20 protein-coding genes are annotated in these 22,759 nt (G+C 44.7%); 11 read left to right on the top strand and 9 right to left on the bottom strand.

Going from position 1 to position 22,759, the window contains the following annotated elements:
* Positions 1-23: 23 nt before the first annotated feature.
* Positions 24-1,178 carry an AraC family transcriptional regulator gene (locus tag ACSUPM_RS05590; protein ID WP_201584002.1) on the bottom strand — a complete coding sequence of 385 codons (1,155 nt, stop codon included), beginning with the start codon at positions 1,176-1,178 and terminating at the stop codon, positions 24-26.
* 650 nt (positions 1,179-1,828) lie between these two features.
* Here ACSUPM_RS05590 and ACSUPM_RS05585 point away from each other — a divergent pair.
* Positions 1,829-3,088 carry an alkane 1-monooxygenase gene (locus tag ACSUPM_RS05585; protein ID WP_436880264.1) on the top strand — a complete coding sequence of 420 codons (1,260 nt, stop codon included), beginning with the start codon at positions 1,829-1,831 and terminating at the stop codon, positions 3,086-3,088.
* Between the two features lie 118 nt (positions 3,089-3,206).
* Here the strand turns inward: ACSUPM_RS05585 and ACSUPM_RS05580 are convergent, their stop codons facing one another.
* The 4 genes from ACSUPM_RS05580 to ACSUPM_RS05565 all read right to left on the bottom strand — a co-directional run bounded on the left by ACSUPM_RS05580 (position 3,207) and on the right by ACSUPM_RS05565 (position 7,973).
* Positions 3,207-3,968: an SDR family oxidoreductase gene (locus tag ACSUPM_RS05580; RefSeq protein ID WP_101212030.1), complete on the bottom strand. Its 762-nt coding sequence runs from the start codon at positions 3,966-3,968 to the stop codon at positions 3,207-3,209.
* A 172-nt stretch (positions 3,969-4,140) separates the two neighbouring features.
* Entirely contained in the window at positions 4,141-4,935 is a 795-nt protein-coding gene (locus tag ACSUPM_RS05575; protein ID WP_025650848.1) for an SDR family NAD(P)-dependent oxidoreductase, read from the bottom strand.
* 3 nt (positions 4,936-4,938) lie between these two features.
* Positions 4,939-5,946 (bottom strand): NADP-dependent oxidoreductase, encoded by a 1,008-nt coding sequence (locus tag ACSUPM_RS05570; protein WP_436880263.1) that lies wholly within the window; start codon positions 5,944-5,946, stop codon positions 4,939-4,941.
* Between the two features lie 221 nt (positions 5,947-6,167).
* The gene (locus ACSUPM_RS05565) at positions 6,168-7,973 is read right to left on the bottom strand and encodes an acyl-CoA dehydrogenase (protein ID WP_201583996.1); all 1,806 of its coding nucleotides are present in this window, start codon (positions 7,971-7,973) and stop codon (positions 6,168-6,170) included.
* A 199-nt stretch (positions 7,974-8,172) separates the two neighbouring features.
* On the opposite strand from ACSUPM_RS05565, the gene ACSUPM_RS05560 reads away from it, so the two are divergent.
* Positions 8,173-9,183: a GlxA family transcriptional regulator gene (locus ACSUPM_RS05560; protein WP_201583994.1), complete on the top strand. Its 1,011-nt coding sequence runs from the start codon at positions 8,173-8,175 to the stop codon at positions 9,181-9,183.
* A 207-nt stretch (positions 9,184-9,390) separates the two neighbouring features.
* Here ACSUPM_RS05560 and ACSUPM_RS05555 read toward each other — a convergent pair whose 3' ends face one another.
* Entirely contained in the window at positions 9,391-10,647 is a 1,257-nt protein-coding gene (locus tag ACSUPM_RS05555) for an LD-carboxypeptidase (protein ID WP_350587815.1), read from the bottom strand.
* Positions 10,648-10,918: 271 nt separating this feature from the next.
* Here ACSUPM_RS05555 and ACSUPM_RS05550 point away from each other — a divergent pair, with 271 nt between their 5' ends.
* The gene (locus tag ACSUPM_RS05550) at positions 10,919-11,377 is read left to right on the top strand and encodes a YkvA family protein (RefSeq protein ID WP_201576290.1); all 459 of its coding nucleotides are present in this window, start codon (positions 10,919-10,921) and stop codon (positions 11,375-11,377) included.
* Positions 11,378-11,496: 119 nt separating this feature from the next.
* Here the strand turns inward: ACSUPM_RS05550 and ACSUPM_RS05545 are convergent, their stop codons facing one another.
* Together ACSUPM_RS05545 and ACSUPM_RS05540 are read right to left on the bottom strand one after the other, a co-directional pair.
* Positions 11,497-11,802 (bottom strand): hypothetical protein, encoded by a 306-nt coding sequence (locus ACSUPM_RS05545; RefSeq protein WP_025650842.1) that lies wholly within the window; start codon positions 11,800-11,802, stop codon positions 11,497-11,499.
* 98 nt (positions 11,803-11,900) lie between these two features.
* Positions 11,901-12,455 (bottom strand): hypothetical protein, encoded by a 555-nt coding sequence (locus ACSUPM_RS05540; protein ID WP_217271560.1) that lies wholly within the window; start codon positions 12,453-12,455, stop codon positions 11,901-11,903.
* A gap of 449 nt (positions 12,456-12,904) precedes the next feature.
* Between ACSUPM_RS05540 and dnaQ the strand changes: the two genes are divergently transcribed.
* The 8 genes from dnaQ (at position 12,905) to ACSUPM_RS05500 (ending at position 21,646) form a co-directional block, all read left to right on the top strand.
* The gene (gene dnaQ, locus ACSUPM_RS05535) at positions 12,905-14,536 is read left to right on the top strand and encodes a DNA polymerase III subunit epsilon (RefSeq protein WP_436880262.1); all 1,632 of its coding nucleotides are present in this window, start codon (positions 12,905-12,907) and stop codon (positions 14,534-14,536) included.
* A gap of 143 nt (positions 14,537-14,679) precedes the next feature.
* Positions 14,680-16,362, top strand: a complete 1,683-nt coding sequence (locus tag ACSUPM_RS05530) for a hypothetical protein (RefSeq protein WP_201576783.1) — start codon at positions 14,680-14,682, stop codon at positions 16,360-16,362.
* A 152-nt stretch (positions 16,363-16,514) separates the two neighbouring features.
* On the top strand, positions 16,515-17,477 hold the full coding sequence (gene nudC / locus ACSUPM_RS05525; RefSeq protein ID WP_201566027.1) for an NAD(+) diphosphatase: 963 nt from the start codon (positions 16,515-16,517) through the stop codon (positions 17,475-17,477).
* Positions 17,478-17,577: 100 nt separating this feature from the next.
* A complete protein-coding gene (locus ACSUPM_RS05520; protein ID WP_350587808.1) occupies positions 17,578-18,411 on the top strand; it encodes an RnfABCDGE type electron transport complex subunit B in 834 nt (277 codons plus the stop codon).
* 53 nt (positions 18,412-18,464) lie between these two features.
* A complete protein-coding gene (gene nth / locus ACSUPM_RS05515) occupies positions 18,465-19,160 on the top strand; it encodes an endonuclease III (RefSeq protein WP_350587807.1) in 696 nt (231 codons plus the stop codon).
* A 105-nt stretch (positions 19,161-19,265) separates the two neighbouring features.
* Entirely contained in the window at positions 19,266-19,862 is a 597-nt protein-coding gene (locus ACSUPM_RS05510) for a DJ-1/PfpI family protein (protein WP_101212026.1), read from the top strand.
* Between the two features lie 162 nt (positions 19,863-20,024).
* Positions 20,025-21,191 carry a methionine adenosyltransferase gene (metK, locus tag ACSUPM_RS05505; RefSeq protein WP_025650834.1) on the top strand — a complete coding sequence of 389 codons (1,167 nt, stop codon included), beginning with the start codon at positions 20,025-20,027 and terminating at the stop codon, positions 21,189-21,191.
* Positions 21,192-21,349: 158 nt separating this feature from the next.
* Positions 21,350-21,646, top strand: a complete 297-nt coding sequence (locus ACSUPM_RS05500) for a DUF3144 domain-containing protein (RefSeq protein ID WP_173239734.1) — start codon at positions 21,350-21,352, stop codon at positions 21,644-21,646.
* Positions 21,647-21,786: 140 nt separating this feature from the next.
* Here ACSUPM_RS05500 and ACSUPM_RS05495 read toward each other — a convergent pair whose 3' ends face one another.
* On the bottom strand, positions 21,787-22,713 hold the full coding sequence (locus ACSUPM_RS05495) for an IS30 family transposase (protein WP_160020909.1): 927 nt from the start codon (positions 22,711-22,713) through the stop codon (positions 21,787-21,789).
* Between the last annotated feature and the right edge of the window lie 46 nt (positions 22,714-22,759).

The following is a 22,759-nucleotide window of genomic DNA, read 5'->3' as shown; positions in this document are numbered from 1 at the left end:
TCTATTTGTGACCAACATTCACGTTATGGCGTTGATTTTTTGCTATGGGATTTGCGGTAATGACTGGGTGACTGCCCGTAACGCCGCTTGAATGCACCACTAAACGAGTGATCTGACGCATAGCCTACCAATTCGCTAATCTTGCTAATTGAATACTGTTCTTGCCGCAAAAATCTTGCCGCCAGTCGCAAGCGATAGTGACTCAGATATGCCAGCGGCGTGATACCAACGGACTGCTTAAAACGCTCATTAAGTCCTGAGCGCGACAGCCCAGATGCTTTTGCTAGGCTCTGTAGCGTCCAAGCATCTTCTGGGTAGCGGTGCATCAAATAGAGGGTATTTGATAGATAAGGATCTTTTAGGGCAGCTAGCCAGTTGCCCTTTTCATCTCCGTTACTAATGGCATTATTTTCACCACTGTTGTCGGCATCAATGTTTATCTGCCATGGATGATCAATCCACGATGGCGTACTGTCTAGGGTATTATCCGTAGCGTGATTTATGCTGTCATTAAATCCTGATGCCATTTCTAGCTGTTCGACATACTCGCGTATACATTCAATCATCAACATGCCAGCCAAGCGCTTAAGCATCGTGGTTTTGCCGGGGCGCTGCAAGCTCACTTCTAATAAGAAAAACTGCAACCCAATATTCACCACATCATTGTAAGCCGAGTGCTTTTGGGTCACTGGCGGCAGACTGGCTGGCAACGCAGATAGCAAAGGTCTTGCCATATCGGTGTCAAACTGACTGCGTACCACAATAAATTGAGTCTCATTATCTTGCATATGATTAGTTTGAGTATGCTTAGTTTGAACATGGTTACCTTGGGCAATAATTTTATGACCGCTATCTGTATTGTCAATCTCTAAGCCAATCTGACCTTCAGTGTGTGCAGGCATGATTGTTTTAGCCGTTAGATTAGACACCATTGGTGCTGATTGACAGACATAGCTGTCTTGTGTGGTCAACATCATCATATTGTTGGCTGTGATCACTTGCCTGTCATTATTATCATTACCATAGCACAGATGCACCTCGCCACTGATAACCACAATAAAGCTCAAATAATCATCCTGTCTACTCTGTACCAGTTGCCAAGAGCCGCGCGCATTGACAGTGATATATTGCACCTTTTGCAAATGCATCTCATCAAACAGTCGACTTAAAATATCCATATTTTAGACCAATACTAGGGTGTGTCATCATTTAGATTGTGAGGCTTAAAATGAGGAAAATTGCAGCCAAACAAGGAAGTAATTGCCGTAAATATGAACATATTGACAAGATTTCTGACGATGTTTGGCAAAATTTAGCCATTTTAAGACCACTAAATGTATCAATATGCTAATTGATGACACGCCCAAACTACTCACTTCAAAGAGCGTTATCAACGTTAATTACCGTATATACGCTATGTATAAGTTCTCAACATAACGAAGTCCGACGATTAAATCTGAATATATTTGCACTTTTGGACGCAAAGTGAGATTTTTTTGTCAATCAACGCCGTCTTGAATGATATCAAAGGTCATAATAAATTATCAGAATTTTGATTGATACTATAGTCAATTCGACATAAAACCGATACGCTAATATTACCAGTGCTACTGGTATAAATTTTACTTGCATGCTGTGTCTGCGCTGACAGAGGCTGCGCAAAATTCATCCCAGCAGCACTATATTTTTTATAGTGATTCAACTATATATAAATGGAACGGTTTGAAGTGGCTATCAGGCAATCAAGTAAGAGTGCAATAAATAATAGACTGGATAAGTCTGAGACCGTTTCTGATTTATAGAAGCTTAACTATACAAGGACCGTATAATGACTAAGACATTAAGCATCAAAGAACATGCCATCATTCAAGATGCGGTGGATGGCTCATTATGGCGCGACCCAGAAAGGCGGTTTTGGTTGTGTAGTCCATCACTGCCTCTATTAGGCTGCTTGTTCGCGTTAGGATTACGAGATCAAAAAGGTTTTGAGCTTAAAAATACAGCGCTGGCGTGGGCAGGGACTATCTTGATCCACGGTATCATACCGTTGGCGGATGTGTTGGTCGGTCGAGATGATAGCAACCCACCTGATAGCGCTATGCAAGCGCTTGCCCAAGACCCCTATTATAAGTGGATTGCTCATGCTTTTATACCGTTACAATATATGGCTTTTGGTCTGCTAGCTTACCAGTATAGTCAGCGAAAATTGCCTTGGTATAATCGTTTAGGCGTTGCCTTGACAGCAGGCATTGGCAGTGGTATTGCGATTAATACCGCGCACGAGCTTGGTCATAAGTCTGACCACTTAAATCGTACTTTGGCGCGCGTCAGCCTTGCACCAGCGGCCTATGGACATTTCGCCATAGAGCATAATTTCGGTCATCACCGCTGGGTCGCGACCCCAAAAGATCCAGCCAGTAGCAAGTACAACGAGAGCTTTTGGCAGTTTTTGCCGCGTACGGTTTTTGGTGGTCTACGTTCCGCCGTAAACATTGAAACCGAACGGCTCGCCCGTCGACAAAAAGGCTTTTGGAGTAAAGACAACGAGCTGTTGCAAGGTTGGGCGATGTCGGCGGTACTTTATGCCACCCTTTATAAGGCTTTTGGCAAAAAGATTCTACCCTTTATTGGCTTGCAGGCGGTATACGGCTTTAGTCTGTTAGAAGTGGTGAACTATCTAGAGCACTACGGTCTGCTCAGAGAGCAAGACGATAACGGGCAGTTTGAGCGTACGCAGCCGGAGCACAGCTGGAATAGTAATCACACGGTGACCAATTTGTTTTTGTATCAGTTGCAGCGCCATTCTGATCATCATGCGCATCCAAGCCGCGCCTATCAACTGCTTAGACACTTTGAGGAAGCGCCGCAACTGCCGATAGGTTATGCCACGATGATTATGCCCGCCTATATCCCGCCACTGTGGTTTGCTATTATGAATAATCGTGTCAGAGCCCATTATGGTAATGATATGAGTAAAATTAATATGCACCCCAAGCCATTGAGTCCATTAATGCAGCGGACGACGAATATCATTGAAAAGGGCTTACACTTATTAAATCGCCTCATATCAAAACGTGCGAGTAGATAAATTTAAAGCAATGAGCTGAAAGTAGTGAACTAAAAGTAATGAACGTTGAGACATAAAAAAACACGTTACTAATGAACGTGTTTTTTATTATAAAAATATAGCGATAGTGATAAACGGATTAAGCCAACATGCCGCCATCAACCACGACCGTTGCGCCCGTCGTATAACTTGACGCGTCAGAGACTAGGTACAATACCGTACCTGCCATCTCGTCAGGATTAGCCACGCGTCCTAACGGAATTGCATGTAGCGCCATCTTTAAGACTTTATCATTGGTAGTCAATGCTGAGGCAAATTTGGTGTCGGTTAACCCTGGCAGCAGCGCATTAACGCGAATATTTAATGGCCCGCATTCTTTGGCAAAGGCTTTGGTCATGCTAATGACAGCCGCCTTAGTGATTGAGTAGATACCTTGCTTGTCACCCGCGACCAAACCATTGACCGATGCGGTATTTAAAATCACTCCGCCGCCCTGCTCGCGCATCATCTTACCTGCTGCCGTCGACATAAAGAAATAACCGCGGATATTGACCTCTACAGTTTTATCAAAAGCGGCTAAGTCGGTATCTAAGATATGGCCGTAATAAGGGTTTGCCGCGGCGTTATTAACTAAAATATCGATTTGACCAAATTCGCTTTTGATATGCTCAAAAATCGCCTCAATCTGATCCATATCACCCACATGACAAGCAAAGGCGCTGGCTTTATGACCGTCGGCGACGATGCTATCAGCGACCGCTTGGCAAGCATCAATCTTACGGCTAGAGACAATCACATGCGCGCCTCTTGACGCCAATAAGCGGGCGATAGATTCGCCAATACCACGACTGGCACCAGTGACTAAAGCAATCTTGCCGGTTAAATCAAATAAATCTTTCATCGTTATTCCTTATATTTTGAATTAGCTATTCAGTTTTCAATTTTTTATCGTAACCACTTAATAAATTATAGTCGAAAAACTGCAAATCTATTACAAGGCAGCTGAGTGTAGATAGTACGCATGGTACATCGAGCGAGGCTAACAGCGTAATGATTTAGCAGTTATTTGACTATTAAGCCAACATACCGCCATCAAGGGTAAACGCATGACCATTCATAAAGCTGCTTTCATCACTCGCGAGCCAAGCAATCGCGCCAGACACTTCATCGACTTTACCTAAACGGCGTAATGGACTGGCATTAATAGTGGCTTTTTGCGCGCGCTCGCCCATCTTCGCCATGGTATTCTGCACCATTGGCGTATCAATAAAGCTTGGACATACGGCGTTAAAACGAATATTGACGCGCGCATATTCATGAGCAGCAGACTTCGTCAGTCCCATCACGCCATGTTTGGCAGCGCTATAAGCTGATAGCAACGGCGCAGAACGAAGTCCTGCGATTGATGCCACATTAATCACATGACCACCGCCATTCGGAGCCATACAAGTGACGGCGGCACGCATACAATGCCAAACACCCTTTAAATTAACGGCGATATTGCGGTCAAAATCCTCATCGCTTAGCTCATGCATCGGTGCAGGCTGATGGTCGATGCCCGCATTATTTACCACCACATCAAGACCACCCAGCGTTTCCATGGCAAAGGTAAATAATGCGCGCACTTCGTCGCCACTCGTCACATCAACTTTTTTAAAGACGATACTATTGCCCGCATCTTGACCTTGCTTGGCAACGGCTGCGCCCATCTCTTCGGCCATATCACCGATCACGACTTTCGCACCGCGACTGGCTAACAATAACGCACTTGCCGCACCAATGCCAGACGCACCGCCCGTGATTAAAATACGTTTACCAGAAACGTTACTGGCTACGTCTGATGCAATTCCATTTGTATTCAGTGTCATGATTTATCCCTCTACCTTAAGTACCAGTTTGCCGAAATTTTCACCTTTAAAGAGCATCATCAACGTATCAGGGAAAGTCTCGATACCTTCAACGATATGATCTTTTACTTTTAACTCACCCGACTGAATCCAGCCAGCAATCTCTTTCATCGCGATTGGATACTCTTTGATATTATCAAAGACAACGATGCCTTCCATACGGGCACGATTGACCAATAATGACAGATAGTTTGACGGCCCTTCTACCGCTGTGGTGTTGTTATATTGGCTAATCGCACCGCAAATCACGATACGCGCGCGCAGATTAATTTGGGTCAGGACGTCATTTAAGATATCGCCGCCTACGTTGTCAAAGAAGACATCTACCCCATTTGGACAAGCTTGCTTTAAGCCTTTTTTGACATCCTCATTTTTATAATCTACCGCAGCATCGAAGCCTAGCTCATCGACTAAGAATTTACATTTCTCAGCACCGCCTGCGATACCAACGACACGGCAGCCTTTTAGTTTTGCAATCTGTCCAACCAAACCACCAACCGCACCCGCAGCACCAGAGACGACCACCGTCTCGCCAGCTTTTGGCTCACCTGTTTTTAATAAGCCAAAGTAACCGGTCATACCCGGCATACCGAGCACGCCTAAGTAATAAGATAAGGGTGCAAGGTTTGGATCAACTTTGTATAAACCAGTACCATCACTAACTGCATACGACTGCACGCCATTGTGACCACAGACATAATCGCCGACGGCAAACTTCTCATGCTTACTTTCAATCACTTCGCCCACGGTACCCGCGCGCATGACATCACCAATCTGTACCGGTTCGATATAAGATTTGGCATCGTTTAACCAGCCACGCATCGCTGGATCCATCGAGATATATTCAATTTTTATCAGTAACTGACCGTCTGTGATGGTCGGTAGTTCTGACTCGGTATAATCCCAAGTCTCCGCACTCGGTGCGCCAACAGGTCTTTCTTTTAAACGCCACTGCTTATTCATTGTTGTCATTATTTATTCCTTTAAATTTTTATAAAAAGCCATTGGTATCGTTTGCTTAAAAAGAGTTTATTCAAAATAAGCCAAATATATTAAAAAGCGTTCTTCTGGGATAAATTTTTCTCGCTTGCTGTGCGCTTTGCACTCCAGAGGCTTCGAAAAATTCATCCCAGCATCACATTAGTCGTATTGTTCAGGCATGTTCTTATATTGAAAACATTCCAAACAATTACTTAAAACCATTCTGCTTGCATATTGGTACATACCGCATTGTCATTATTTAGCAGTTCGATATCACGATTGATTAACGGCAACTCCCAATCGATAAAGTATTTTGCTGCTTGGATTTTACCTTGATAGAAGTTTTGCTTTTCAATATCTGTTGTCTCGCTTAGCAATTGCTCAGCTTTACTCGCTTGGCGAATCCAAATCCAGCTGACCACGATAGAGGCAAAGATATTCATTAGTGCTTGTGCGTTACCCGTTAATGTAAGTGCTTTTTCCGTTTGCAGGATTTTGCTTAGATGTACCAATACTTCATGCAGATGACCCATATAAGGCATCAATTTACCGGCAAGTTTGGCGGTTTCTGGTGTGCTGATACTTTCTAAGTCTTGGGTAATTTCACGTTTTAGAATTTGAATACCAAGACCCTTGTTTTGCCATAACTTACGGAATGACAAATCTAACGCTTGCACGCCATTTGTGCCTTCATGAATGGGATTGAGACGATTGTCACGCCAAAACTGCTCGGCTTGATATTCACGCGTATAACCTGCGCCGCCCAATACTTGAATGCCTAAATCATTGGCTTTTGGACCATATTCAGATGGCCATGCTTTTAACACTGGCGTGAGCAAGTCCAATAACTCTGATAGCTCAGCTTTTAGTGTTGCATCTTCACAAGTATTGATACGGTCGATCAGGTTTGAGCCGTATAAACACAGCGAGATACCGCCCTCGCTATAGGCTTTTTGCGCCAACAACATACGCTTCACATCGCCATGCTGGATAATCGCCGTTGCTGCATCTTCAGGCTTATTATTGGGCGCGATTCTGCCCTGTGTTCTGTCTTTGGCATAATCGAGCGAGTATTGATAACCACGATAGCCAATCATCGCTGCGCCAAAGCCAACCGCGATGCGCGCTTCATTCATCATCTTAAACATATAACGCAGACCAAAATGCTCTTCGCCGATAAGATAGCCATAGCACTCGCCTGCATCACCAAAGCTTAATGCCGTGGAAGTCGCGCCTCGATAGCCAAGCTTATGAATGAGTCCGGTTAAATGTACATCATTGCGCTCGCCGACCGATGCATCGTCATTTAAACGATACTTCGGCACGGCAAATAAAGAAATACCTTTGACGCCACCAGGACCGCCGGGCACTTTAGCTAAGACCAAATGCACGATATTGTCAGACAATTCGTGATCGCCTGCTGAGATATAAATCTTGCTGCCTTTTACGCGATAGCTGCCGTCGTCTTGTTTAACAGCGGTAGTTTTGATATCGGCAAGCGATGAGCCAGCATGCGGCTCGGTTAACGCCATGGTGCCGGTAAATTCACCCGTTAGCATACGCGGCATAAAGGCATTTTTAATCTCATCACTGGCGAAATGTGAGATAACATTAATCGCCGCCGTGGTCAAAAACGGATAAGCCGTCGTTGATGGGTTGGCCGCCATAAAATAGCCTGCCACTGCGGTCATAACCGTTTCGGGTAATTGCATGCCACCATCGTCAAAGCTATAACGACCAGCGATGAAACCCGACTCGCGGAACGCATCAAAGGCGACTTTTACGTCACTTATCATGCTGACTTTTTTGCCATCGAACTGTGGCTCGTTTTTATCTGCCACATGGTTATGGGGCAAGAATAAATTGGTCGCGATTTTATTGGCGGTGCCTAATACCGCATCAAAGGTTTCGCGGCTGTGTTCTGCAAACTTCGGATGCTCGGTTAAATGTTCAGTGCCCAATACATCATATAGTTGGAACGGTAACTCAAAGTCATTGATAAGCGTATCTGCTGCCATAGTATTCTCGTTAACTCATTAAATTTGATGATTCATTGATATTAATCTAATTTAACGCCTTGCCGTATTGTCATTTATGACATAATTATGGTCAAATAAGACATCTTCTCTAACCTATAGTGAGTGAATTTCAAATTACGTATCGTGCGGCTGGTGAATATCAGCTATAAATTTGCATACACTTAAAGGAAGCCAAATTTTGCCCTACTTCAAACCGTTTAAAGTGATTATCGTTGGCTTCGATGGCGTGCTCGGTAGTGTGCTTGCTGGGGCGCTAGATTTATTTTCGTTTACTGGCGTCAGCTGGCAGCGATTCTTGGATGAGGCAGTAGAACCAAGGTTTGACGTGCAGATTGCAAGCTTAGGTGGCGCGGATATCAGATGCAGCAACCGTTTGATTATGCGAGCGCATTGCGATATTCAGGAAGTCACAGAGTGCGACTTACTATTAATTCCAACCATTGGCGATTCAATTGATAAAGTATTGAGCCAAAATAGCGATTTAATTTCACACATCAAGCGACTGGCGAATACCAAGGCGGATATCGCTAGTAATTGTAGCGGGGCTTTCTTTTTGGCAAAAGCAGGCTTGCTCGATGGCAAAGTAGCCACCACCCATTGGGGTTATGCCCGTAAGTTTAAGACCGATTTTCCATTGGTTGATTTGCAGGAAAACCAGTTTGTCACTCAATCAAAGAATCAATCTGGCAATATATTCTGTGCGGCAGGCGGTAGCGCCTTTTATGACTTGGGACTATTATTAATCGAGCGGTATTGCGGACGTGAGATTTCTACCCAAGTGGCAAAAACTCAAATTATTGATAGTAAACGCGGCAATCAAAACAGCTATACCAATGTAACCTTGCATAAACCACATGCTGACCAGTTGGTTAAGCAGGTACAAGAATTTATCGAGGAAAACTTCAAACAACCTATGCAGGTGAGCAATTTGGCTGCTATGGTGAATATCACCCCGCGCACCTTAAACAGGCGTTTTCAGTCATGCGTTACTATGCGCCCAATTGAGTATATTCAAGCAGTACGAATTGAGCAGGCCAAGCGCTTACTGGAATTGGGCGATGTGACGATAAAATCGCTAGCTGAGCAAGTCGGCTATGATGATATCTCGTCATTTACGCGGCTGTTTAAACGCGCTACTGAGCTAACCCCGAAAGAATATCAGGATAAATTTTCACGACTGGCGATTTAACTTGATAGTAGACTTTTTAGAAGTAATACGTGGCTGCAATAAATTTATCACAGCAACAATTTTTATATAATTCATTCGATATAAAAACGATACAGCGAGATGAAACGTTGTTTTTTGTAGCCTCTGTCGGCGTAGGCACAGCACGCAAGAAAAACAACGTTTCATTGAGCGACCTGATAACTACGTATCTGATTTATTTGGATTTGACTATAGGCTTAAACTTTTTTGCCACAAGCCTTCGACATGAATGGCATCGGCTTTAATCGTTGGATAATCGCTAAATGCCAATTGATAGCCACCAACTGTATTTGGACTAATCTGACACATCGCGCCAAGTGTAAAGCTGTGCTTTTGCCCAATATGACCAAAGCGCATGCCGCTATAAATCGGCAATCCTGTCAGCTGATGCAATTGACGAATGACGGTGGCGACATCATAACGCTTATCATAACTGTCCTCACCGCTACCCGATAACGCACCGAATACAATCGCTTGCTGACCTTTAAACACCCCTGCCAAATACAAATCATAGAGCATGCGCTCGATGCGGTAAGCTTGCTCGCCGACGTCTTCTAAAAATACGATACCGCCAGCAATACGTGGCAAATACTCACTACCTGCCAGCGCCGATACCACGCTTAGATTGCCACCCCACATAGTGCCGGTTAGATTTTTTGGCTCAGAATTTGTCAGAATACTGGGTAAATTTACACTGGTTAACGACGCATCTGCTATATTGATAGTCAGATTGGGATTGGTTAATGCTTCTACAAATTGGCGACAGCTGACTTGGTCGGGTTTGGTTTTGCCAAACTCGCTATAGAGCATCGGCGCGGCAAGTGAGCTCATACCGCCTTTTGCCAGTAGCGCACACTGAATCGCGGTCACATCGCTAAAGCCCGCCAGTATCGTGCCGCGCTCCTTCATAATACGACCTAAAGTTGACCAATCAACCATCGGCAATAAACGCATCGCACCATAGCCGCCGCGTACACCAAGTAGCAGTTTAGGCGCTTTAATCGCACCCGTAGCAATGTTTTGCAAATCACTAGCGCGCTGCGAATCTGTACCTGCAAAGCGTAAATACTGCCGTTTGGTAATCGCAGGATTATCCACCTTAAAGCCCGCACAAGCCATGCGATCTAACGCCAACTCATTACGCTCGTCACTACCGCCGACATTGGAGCTGGCAAAAAGCCGCGTCTCAATATTTGGCGTGATACAACTCGTTTGCACCTGCAATGTTTCGGGCGCTGCTTGTTGTGCTTGTCCTGATGGCAGGCTCTCATCCATCAACGCCGTTGGCAGATCATCTTTGGTAAATTGCGTGCTGTTATCTTGCCCAGTAGTATTAGCAGCCAGTGCTTGAGTAATGCTTTGGGTCGCTAACAGCCCTGCCCCTGCGCTGATTCCGACTTGACGTAAAAACTGGCGACGATTCAGCTCAGAAAATTTCTTAGTCATTATTCTACCTTTTTTGCCATGCAGCTAGGGTCTGTTGGACAGACGTCTTTAGCACACGTTAAATATTTGTTTTATAAGATCTCATAAACTGGATTATAACGCAGGTTTGGACAATATCGCGTCTTAGGATGGTTTAGCTCAGCTCAATCTATCGCTGCTATAGTCAACAAAACGATACAGAATCACTCACAGTCTTATTTGGCTGAAGTCGCTACTCTTGTTATAGTAAAGGGCGTTCAATAGTCTTTAACAAAAAATAAGGAATATGAGTATGGCTGACAAAGAGAAAGATAATAAAAGCCTGATAGACAGTATTAAGGTCATTTTAGGTAAAGAAGATAAGCTCAATGACCAGCTCGAAAATGGTCGCGGCCTTGAGCGTTATGCTAAGGATTTGCTACTGCTGATGAGTTTAGTCAAAGATTATTATCAAGGCAACTATCGCGATATTCCCTACAAAACTATTTCTGCGGCAGTGGTCGGTCTGCTCTATGTCCTAAACCCTATTGACATCATTCCAGATTTTATTCCCTTTATCGGTCAAATCGATGATGCATTGGTACTGAAATTTTGTCTCAAGCTCATGGAAAAAGACTTGCGCAAGTACAAAACTTGGAAAGATGAGCAGACAGCTTCTAAAGATGAAAAGTCTAATAAAGACGCTGCCTCAAAGCCGACTGATAAAAAGCTAGAAGATAAAAGTAAAAGCTCAAAGAAAACAGATAAATAATCTAGTAAACAATCACTTATAAAAAACACGATCAATGAGGCACTCACTGACCGTGTTTTTTACAAGCTTAGAATAGAAACCTTTTAAGCTATTTATACATTTACCTTTTCAACTCTTTATCAATCTGGCACATCATAACGGGCTTTTTCTGGATTAAGACCGAATGAATAAACAAAGGTCGCAACGAGGCTGTTTATAATGATAAACGGCAAATCGATAGCGGTATGCCCAAGCAAGTAGCGACCGATGAGCCATGAGATAATGAGCATAACAATAAAGAACCCGCCCAAATACGCCAAGATGGCTGGATGCTTAAGATTATAAGGCTGCTCAGGTTCAGGTTTTTTGTTTAATACATAGCTTCTTATCGCCCAACCAGCCGCATAAGAAAACCCACCCAACACCACATAACTAAAAAAATTCATATTACCTGACTCTAATGACTTGACTACTTATGAGAAAAGACTACTTATAAGAATAGACTGCTTATAACAAAAGATTGTTTATAATCGATGACCTATGCTTAGCTGCCTGTACCAACATTATCAATGATGATATTGGCATGGGGATTGGCTAAAATATCAGTATTAACGTCATCACACTCTACGCGATAGATAGTATTGGCACCGCGATAGATATACGACAAATACTCACTGTCCAGTAGCGGATCGATATTGGCATAGACAGGCTTCACATGAGCCAGTACCAGCACCCTATCGGGACGGCCGATGACTGCATCGACATTGTCAGGGTCGATAGAGAAAAACGTGGGTATCTCGCTATTTTCGAGTACTTCTAACGGTTCAGCGTCATCCCAAACACGCTTGGCGCTTGCTGGCTCCTTCATTTGCATCACCCAAGCGCCGTCCTGTTGACTGACTTTTATTTGCGCAGGCTCGTCATGACTGACCGTATAGCAGCCTTCAAAGACAGACAGATCTGCTGCGGCTTCAACCACGTCGGTATCGGCTTGGGTATTACTATCATTACAAGCGCTCAACAGTAACGCGCTGCTTGCCGTGATACTGACCATCAACAGCGTCAATCTTTTATAAAAAACGTTTGAGCGTAAGGACATAATAGGGTTATCCTGCATTCATGCATTAAAACTTTTAGGAAGCAAGCCGTTGATAAACAGTATCGTTAATTTTAATTGTTAATGGCGAAAAAGTAGCCATGACCATCGTTATTTAAATGGCAGTTTACGCTATTTTTTATGCATTCATCTTTAAAACGACGCAGCTACTTTGAGAATTGCTACTAGTGCTATTTTGGGTTAAATACGTTGATGCTCGTGCTGCCAAATGCTGGTCAGCTTGGCGCAATCCTGCTTATTTTAACAGAAAACTGCAGGGTTACTATTATGATATGTGGTTTTGCGATTTTGTGCGTTACGATTGCCCATATCAGCGATAGATTTGTTATACTCAAGCGCAGTTAAGTGGTGCGCCGCTATTGTTTTTATGGTGCTCCCAAAATCTCTTAACGCCACCCTACGTTTCTCATTTATTAGGTCACAAAGTTTTTATGTCAGACAATCGTACCTCTACGCCACATAGTTATAAAGACCACGCGATTGATCCGTTGGCCGCCAAAGCAAACACCACAGTGGCCTACACCGATGGCGCCTGCAAAGGCAACCCGGGCGCTGGTGGTTGGGGCGCGCATTTGATATTCAGTGATGGGCGTACGCAGGATTTATATGGTGGCGATAAAGAAACGACCAATAATCGCATGGAGCTGATGGGCGCGATACAAGCATTGACTCATAGTCCACATGAGCAAAACCTCGAGATTTGGACAGACTCCAGCTATGTCAAAAAAGGCATTACCGAATGGATTGAAGGCTGGAAAAAACGAGGCTGGAAAACAGCCAGTAAAAAACCCGTCGCTAATCAAGACCTTTGGCAACAATTAGATGCGCTATGCCAACAGCGCGATGTTGACTGGCACTGGGTGAAGGGTCACGCCGGACATGCGGGCAATGAAAAAGCCGATGAGCTGGCAAACTTAGGCGTGACGTCCAGTAGTGAAGCATCATCGAGCATAGAGTCGCAAGAAATGGCTAAAAAAAAAGAGCAAATAATGCCTGATAAAGCACAAAGTGGCTCTAATCAAAGCGCCTCTAATCAAAGTGGCTCTAATAATGATGACTGGCTAAAATATGATCCGTTGGGTCTTGATATCGATGATGAGCTTGACGAAGAAGCGCTTGACGAAGAAGCGCTTGATGAAGAAGTCCTCGATGATGAACCATTCGACAACCCTTTATTAGACGAACAAAGCCATGACAATGCTAGCAAACCAATGAGTACCCCCAACATGCCAGAAGCCCAGACGATGACGACTGACACCATAATAAATAATGATAATCCAGATATGGCAACTGATGAGCCAAAATTTGATGGTGACACCAGTCGTGCCAATCCATATTTTAAGCCATTGCTACCCAAGCCGATACACCGTCACGAGTCCGATCGCCAGCTCATTATGGATACCGAGACCACCGGACTTGATCCACAAAAAGGTGACCGTATCATTGAAGTTGGTATTGTTGAGATGATCGGGCGCAAATTCACCGGTGAAAAGCTACACGTCTATATCAACCCGCAGCGCGGGATGGATGAGGAAGTGATTCGCATTCATGGTATCTCTGAAGCGTTTTTAACCGACAAGCCAACCTTTGATCAAGTCGCTCAGTCGCTCTATGACTTTATGGACGGTGCTGAAATCATCGCTCACAACGCCACCTTTGATATGAACTTCTTAAACATGGAGTTCGCTAAAGTTGGCATGCATGACTTTGCACAGCGGGTAAAAGTCACTGACTCGCTAGTCATGGCCAAACAGCAATATCCAGGACAAAAAAACACCCTAGATGCCCTCGTGCGCCGCTTAGATGTCGGTAAACAAGACCGTACTTTCCACGGGGCATTATTGGATTCCGAGATTTTAGCTGAAGTCTATCTAGCAATGACGGGCGGTCAGGTCACCCTCGCCATCGAAGAAGACTCACAAGCAGACGGCGGACAAACAGCCCACGCCAGCTTTGCTAATTTGGCGTCCTTATTATTAGTGTCACCCACCGATGAGATGGCCAGCCAGCAGTGGTATAGCGAGTTGGCCGAACAATATCCTGAATTAAAAGCAAACATGTAGCACGTGATTAAAATAACCTCTTATACTGACATTTGGATACGGTAGTCTTGATTGTTATAAGCGTTAGCCTTTACGCATAAACGCCTGTTAACTCATCCTCTAAATGATCGCTATTTTCATCAGTACGTTATGGAAAAACACCTATGAACCAGTCTGCCCAAATGAAATTAACTGCTCCCACGCTTAGCGTTACTGACTTTAATTTGCCATCGCTACATTTGTTGCATGATGAAATTATCGTCACCCTTAAAGACACTGAGATTCATCTAAGCGAATTTAACGATGATAACAGTCAAGCGCCTTTATTATTAGACTCTATTACCGTGCTAAAGCAGCTGTCTTGTATTTTTGAGCTGATTTCTTTGGTTGGTGCAGAAGTGTTAAATACCGCCATCGTCAATGGTCTGCAGCGCCTTTATGACAGTGGTGATAATAATGATACTGCCTTGATTATGGATTTATCAGAAGCCATCATGACCCTCGATCGTTATGTGGAATTTGTACTGTTGACAGAGTCAGTAGAGCCGACTTTATTATTACCAATCATTAATAAGCTTAATGCTCATGGGCAGCTAGCGCCAATCGAATCGGATTATTTTGCGAAGTTTGGTAGTAGTAGTGTCATTATTGCCAACCCTGAAAAGAACTTTCAGCCCTTACAAGAGCTTAACCTTGACAGTGAGCTACTGACGTATGCGTATCGTAGTGGTCTTGGTATTGCACTGCTCAACCAAGATGGCGTAGTGACTCAAGACGCTCAGAAAAAATTAGATGCCATGAGTGCTGCTTGTGCTTTGATAGCTGCTCAGAGCAAGAGTCTATTCTGGCAAGCTGCCGCCGCCGCTGTCACTGATATCGCGACCATTTTGCCGCTTAACCTCAGCCAAAAGCATACGCTTATTTATTTAGAGCAGCAGTTCCAGAGCTATCTACCTATCATGGACACGCGTTTTGCTGATCTAGTCAGCTTTGCCTGTCAGCGTGATAATGAAGCGGCGCAACTGCTGCGTGAACAATATGCGGTCAACCAATTAGAAGACCCACAGCGCGAACAAATGAAGCGCTTCTTATTCGGTCCTAACCGCGCGCTGACAGACACTTTAAACGCTATTATTCAGACTCAAATCAATACGATTAAAGAAGATGTGGATAGCTACGCGCGTGGTGATTCGCTCAATCCTGCTGATATGCAGACGGCACAAATTATCGAACAGCTGACGGTACTGGGCTCAGCATTACGCTTGTTGGGACTGTCAAATGCCGCGAGCAGCCTGAGTACAGCAGCCGACGCGGTAAGCAAGTGGCGTGCGCCCTCGCCTGAAGATTTCGATCATTTACTCTTGGCATTGATGCATGCTGAAAATGCCACTATTTCCATGGCTGAGATGCATACCCCTGGGGCTATCTATCTGCCGCTGAACAACCCCCATATCTCATTGCATCAGCTCAATACTGCCTATGATACGTTAATACAAGAAAGTCGTACGGCTATCGCCAGTGCTGAGCAAGCGATTAATGATTATTTATCTGAGCCTGAGCGCGATATGCTCAATATTCAGAATATACCTGAAATGCTACGCCAAGTGGCAGGCGCGGTACGCTTTTTGCAACTGCCGACCCCAGCTAGCATGCTGAGCCAATTGGCCAATTATATACAGCAGCGCATCGAAAGCGGACACCGTATCGATGATAGTACGCTGGCTTATATCGCTGATGTGATTATGGCTGTCGATCATCATTTAGATGGTTTTGAGCACAATCGTCCCGTGAGTAAACAGGCGCTTGATGTTGGTCAACAAAGCTTAAGCCAATTACTTGCCGCTTAAGAATGATAGCGGCGACGGCGCTGTGATAACGATTGATTTTGAATGTTACTTTTGAATGTTACTTTTGAAATAGTTACTTCAAAACAGCCACTTAAAGCAAGTTCGCTCTTCATTTGCTACGTACTTACTTTAGACTGTTTGGAAACCTGCTTATGACTCGTGCTTTTGTATTTAGTGATGATACTGTCCTCTGCCATCAGACGATTGACGGTTGGTGGCCATTACAAATCCAACTACCACCATCGTCAAATGCAAACGACAATGGCAACCTACCAGTGCCCGCCTATCAAATAGGCAACGTCGCCCTACTCGAAAGCCTAGCACCAAGTCACTGGCAGTCCGATGCTGATAATAGGGTTAATGATGGTACAGAGAATTTAGTTGTTACTGAGTCTGAGGCTGCCACTTTTACTGCACCAGTAGCCAATGCCATCACTTATGACTATGCGATCGCGCATGATATCGTATTGCCTATTACTGCAGAGGGCAGCGGGAACGCTTTTGTGCCGTATCGACAGCTTATCACCCAGCTACCTGCCGCCTTATCGGCTCAGATTAGCCAAGCAATACAGTTGTTACGCTGGCAAACCGATACGCAGTTTTGTAGTCGCTGCGCATCCCCAGTCGTTCATGCCACAGCAGATGAGCGCGCCATGGTCTGTCCAGTATGCCGATTACGCCAATACCCCCGTGTCCAGCCTTGCGTTATCACGGCTATCACTCGCCCCAATCCACAGACGGGAGAGATGCAAATTTTGCTCGCACACCACCACCGCCATGGAGAACAAAAACGTCCTCTCATGTACGGCTTGATTGCAGGTTTTGTAGAAGTGGGTGAAAGTCTAGAGCATGCGGTCGTTCGTGAAGTGGCAGAAGAGGTCAACATCAGCCTATCAGATATTCGCTATGTCAGCAGTCAGCCATGGCCATTTCCTTCCAATTTAATGCTTGGTTTTCGCGCATCTTATGCGGCTGGCGATATTGTAATACAAGAAGATGAGCTGTCGCACGCCGATTTTTTTGACCTCTCTAATCTGCCCAAAATACCGTTTAAGGGCAGCATTGCCTACGAGCTGATTGCCAAGATTGCCCATGAGCAAGGCATCGCACTATAGTAGGTTGACTATATAACTAGATTAAAAGACAATCATTTCAATATTTATATCTATTTTAATAACGACAGTCTTGATGACTGATGTTAAGGTTTTTAATTAAATGCAAAGCAGTCGTAATATTCGCCTAATCAATCTGCCAATCCTGTTCGATACCTTGCGTATCGAGACATTGCCTGCTGATATGCAGGCAAAAATTGCCCGTATTGATGCCTGTCTGCCGCAGACGCAGTGCGGTCTGTGCGAACATCCGGACGGTTGCTTGCCTTATGCTACCGCGATTGTAGTGGATAACGAGCCATACAATAAATGTGTGCCGGGCGGTCAACCAGTTACTGATGCTATTGCGCAAATCGTCAATCCCGCCAGCGCTACAACAACCCTTAGAGCCGCGCCATCTCAGTGGCCGATAGACGCCACATCGACGCGACCGACCGAGGTACGTGCCGTTATCCGTGAAGATGACTGTATCGGCTGCACCAAATGCATACCCGCCTGTCCTGTTGACGCCATCGTCGGTACTGGCAAGCACATGCATACTATTTTTACGGACTTGTGCACGGGCTGCGAGCTTTGTATCGCCCCTTGCCCAGTCGATTGCATTGACCTAGTCACAATTGAGCGCGAGCTGTCTATCTCTGAGCGCGAGGCAGAACAAGAGGATTTAAGGCTGCGCTATCATACGCACCTTAGGCGCGTCACTGAGCAGCTTGCTGACAGCAGCAATAGCAAGCCTGTTGTCAGTATGGTAGAGGCAAAACTGAATAATGCCGCCAGTCAGTCTATAGATATCAGTGAAGCTCAAGCAAAAAACACCATTGCCGCTGCCAAGCTGCGCAGTAAAATTAAAAAATTAGAAAAGCAGTTAAATGTGCGTCCAAATGAGCGCAAAAAAATAGAACTTGAAGGATTAAAAACTGAACTTGCACAACTTTAATAGCGAGTACTCACTTCTGAATAACCAACGAATAAAATCATAGTAAAAATACCATGAGTAAAACTGTCAAACACAAAACTGCCGATACCCCGCCGTCTCGGCGTATGCCCAATCGTGACGTCCGTCCGTTCTTTGAAAAGTTGGCAGCAACGATTGATGAGCCGGTCACGGAATTACATTATAGAAGTAATTTTGAGCTACTGATTGCCGTCATCTTATCGGCACAAGCGACGGATGTCAGTGTCAATATTGCCACCAAGCAATTATATCCTGTGGCGAATACCCCTGAAGCCATCTTGGCATTGGGTGAAGAGGGTTTAAAATCCTATATCAAAAATATTGGCTTATATAATGCCAAAGCCAAAAACGTCATTAAAACCTGCCAAGATTTGATTGAGAAATTTAATAGTACCGTTCCTGATAATCGTAAGGACTTAGAATCACTCGCTGGCGTTGGACGTAAAACTGCCAATGTGGTCTTAAATACCGCTTTTGGGCAGCTGACCATGGCAGTCGATACGCATATCTTTCGCGTCGGCAATCGTACTGGCCTCGCCACTGGTAAAAACGTGTTAATCGTTGAAAACAAGCTGGTCGAACGTATCCCAGATGACTTTATCGTAGATGCGCATCATTATCTGATTTTGCATGGCCGCTATACCTGTCAGGCTCGCACACCCAAATGCGGTGCTTGCCCTGTTTATGAGGAATGTATGTTTAAGGACAAAGCCAAGTTTTTAGAACTATAGCTTTCAGGATTATATTTTTTGGAATTGTAGTTTTTAAGATTATAGTTTTTAAGATCATAGTTTTTGGAATTATAACCATTCTTTATTTAGAATTAAGGAATCCTAATGCATACGCTGACTGCTCTACTCTTTGATGATTTTGAAACTTTGGATTTGTTTGGGCCTATCGAGATGTTTGGCTGCTTGCCTGAGCACTATCGTCTGCAATTTGCCTCACTGAGTGGTGGTATCATTCGCAGTAAGCATGGCGTTGCGATGCAAACGGTCGCTGTCACAGAATTGGCGTATCAGACTGATATTGTATTGATGGTTGGCGGGATGGGTACTCGCCAGCAAGTCTATCACAAGCCGTTTTTGCAGGCGCTTAGGGCATTGGTTGAGCACGCTGATTGGGCGCTTAGCGTTTGTACAGGCAGTGCATTATTGGCTAAAGCTGGTGTTCTGGATGGCAAGCGCGCAACGTCTAATAAGCTCTCATGGCAATGGGTAATATCGCAGTCTGATAAAGTTGATTGGGTAGAGCAAGCGCGCTGGGTCGTCGATGGCAAGTTTTATACTTCTTCAGGGGTTAGTGCTGGCATGGATATGGCGCTTGGCTTTATCACTGATAGACATGATATAGAGACGGCTCGTCAGATCGCTCACTATACTGAATATCGCTGGCAAGAAAATAGCGATATTGATGACTTTTACCGTGGCTAACCCATGCCTAGTTACTTCTTAGTATTATCCATCGCTAGAGTTTTCACTCAATTCACGGTAAAATGTCATAATTTTTTGATTCACTTTTGCCTTATTTTTCCGTTAACATTTAATCATGACTGAGTTTATAGATTACAGTCCTTGCCATTAAGCGATCCAACTATGCGCGAATACAACTTATTTACCTCAGAATCTGTGAGCGAAGGCCATCCTGATAAAATGGCTGACCAAATATCAGACGCTATCCTTGATGCCATCTTACGTGAAGATCTTCATGCCCGCGTTGCCTGCGAAACTTTGGTTAAAACCGGTGCCGTGATATTGGCAGGTGAAGTGACCACGACGGCAAATATCGATGTTGAGCGTATCGTACGTGATACCGTCAATGGTATCGGTTATCACCATTCAGACTTGGGTTTTGATGGCGAGACCTGTGCGGTCATCAACATGCTTGGTAAGCAATCTCCAGAAATTGCCCAAGGTGTCGATCGTAGCGATCCTGAAGAGCAAGGTGCAGGCGATCAAGGCTTGATGTTTGGCTATGCCAGCAACGAGACTGAAGTATTGATGCCAGCCCCTATTGAATATGCCCATCGCTTAATGGAGCGTCAGTCTGAGTTACGCCGCGCAGGTGAGCTACCATGGTTACGTCCCGATGCCAAGGCGCAAGTGACCTTAAAATATGATGGCACTCGTCCTATTGCTATCGATGCTGTCGTCCTATCGACCCAGCATGACCCTAGTATCTCGCAGGCAGATCTGCAAGAAGCGGTGATGGAATCTATCATTAAGCAAGTATTACCAGCGGATCTACTGCATGCTGGCACTCGCTACCATATCAATCCCACGGGCAAATTTGTCATTGGTGGGCCAGTTGGTGATGCTGGATTAACAGGTCGTAAAATCATCGTTGATACTTATGGCGGCATGGCACGTCATGGCGGCGGCGCTTTTAGTGGCAAAGACCCTTCAAAAGTAGATCGCAGCGCCGCTTATGCCGTGCGTTATGTGGCCAAAAACATCGTCGCTGCGGGACTGGCTGACCGCTGTGAAGTACAAGTGAGCTATGCCATTGGGGTCGCTGAACCGACGTCTATCTCGGTCAACACCTTTGGTACTAGCAACATCAGCCATGACGAGATCATTCGCCTGATTCGTACCCATTTTGATCTGCGCCCTTATGGCATTACCCGTATGCTGAACTTATTGCAGCCTATGTATCAGCAGACTGCGACGTTTGGCCATTTCGGTCGTCCCGGCTCTGAAACTGCCTTTACGTGGGAAAAAACAGACAAAGCTGAAATCTTAAAAGCAGACGCAGGGTTGTAAAATATTACCTGATGCCCCTTAGTCTCTTACATACAGACCGTCTCTATAAATTGAAAATTACCGATACTTATTAGGAATTGCTTATGTCTCAAGACAATATTCAAGACAGCAACACTCAAGACAACAATGTTGATGCTAATGTTGAAATCACCCCTGAAATGCAGGCATTTTATCAACGTGCGGATGCCATCATCGGTGTAGCAAACAGTCAATTGGGACCTGATGCTCATTCAGGTCAAGTCGGCGCGTCTTTATTGTACGCCGCCGCGCGTTATAGCGCCTCAGTGGCCTCTATCGGTTTTGTTAAAGGCGATGACTTTGCCAAAGAAAAAGACGATATCGTCGAGTTCTATGTCAAACAATATCGCCAGATGCTAAGTGATAACTTAACCGATTATGCGCAAAACTTTGATAAATACGTTCAACTCAATCAAGATGATAAAGTTGCTAAATAAGTCTTCTTAAATCTATGAGATATCGTTAAATATTAAACCCAAGTCTAATAGTGAACTGACCCCCATAAGTTGGACACAACTTCTGGGGGTTATTTTATGAAATACGACATAGACCTTAGATTAACACACCAAGTGCAACGCTAATTAATATTATAGAACGCCTGCATAGGCGTTTTAAACCCTAAGCGTTTTCTTGGTCTGTTATTTAGTTTGTTCTCAATGTCCTGCATCTCATCATCAGAGACTTGTCTAAAGTCACAGCCTTTAGGCAGATACTCTCTGATCAAGCCGTTGGTATTTTCGTTGGTTCCTCGCTGCCATGACGCATAAGCATCGGCAAAGAAGAAAGAGCTAAAGAGCTTTTGTTTCACCTTTTTATGCTGAGCAAACTCTTTACCATTGTCAGAGGTAATGGTCTTAACCTGCAACCTCACTGGCTTTAAGAGCTCTATCATTGCCTCTGATACTTGCTGTGCCGTTTTATTATCCACACGTTTCATCTTCAGCAGCCCTGTTTTACGTTCAACGAGCGTGACAATCGCTTGCTTGTGATGCTGACCGATAATGGTATCCGCCTCCCAGTCGCCAATCCGCGTGCGCGCATCAACGATGGAGGGGCGCTCATGGATAGAGACTCTGTCATTAATACGACCACGAGTCTCAGCAGTTAAACGCTGCCGATAAGGCTTGGCTTTACGTCTGAGACACTGCCATAACCTGCCGCCCTTACGCTTGTTTGTCCATATATAGCGATAAATGCTCATATGACTGAGTCCACCATGAACACCTGCTATTTGCTGGGGACTCCAGTTCTCTTTAAGCTTGTCTGTGACCCAGTCCCATACGTCAGCGATGATGCTGAGCGCATTGTTTGATCGTCTTGCACAAGCTTTCTTGTGAGCGTTATTGACTCGGTAACCGCGCAGGCTTTTATTGCGTCTGATTTCTCTTAATATGGTACTGGGACTTCTGTTTAACGCCCGCGCTATAAAATTAATACTATGTTCTGCCCCTATAAGGGCATAAATCTGGTATCGTTCCCCTAGGCTTAGATGCGTATAGTTTATGGTTGCAATCTCACTTTGGTCGGTGGATAAAGACTTTGATGCTAGC

The organism is Psychrobacter okhotskensis, from assembly GCF_965638355.1.
In the GTDB taxonomy this organism is placed as follows: Bacteria; Pseudomonadota; Gammaproteobacteria; order Pseudomonadales; family Moraxellaceae; genus Psychrobacter; species Psychrobacter okhotskensis.
The sequence above is the reverse complement of the archived record's forward strand: the minus strand, read 5'-3'. Positions and strand labels throughout refer to the sequence as shown.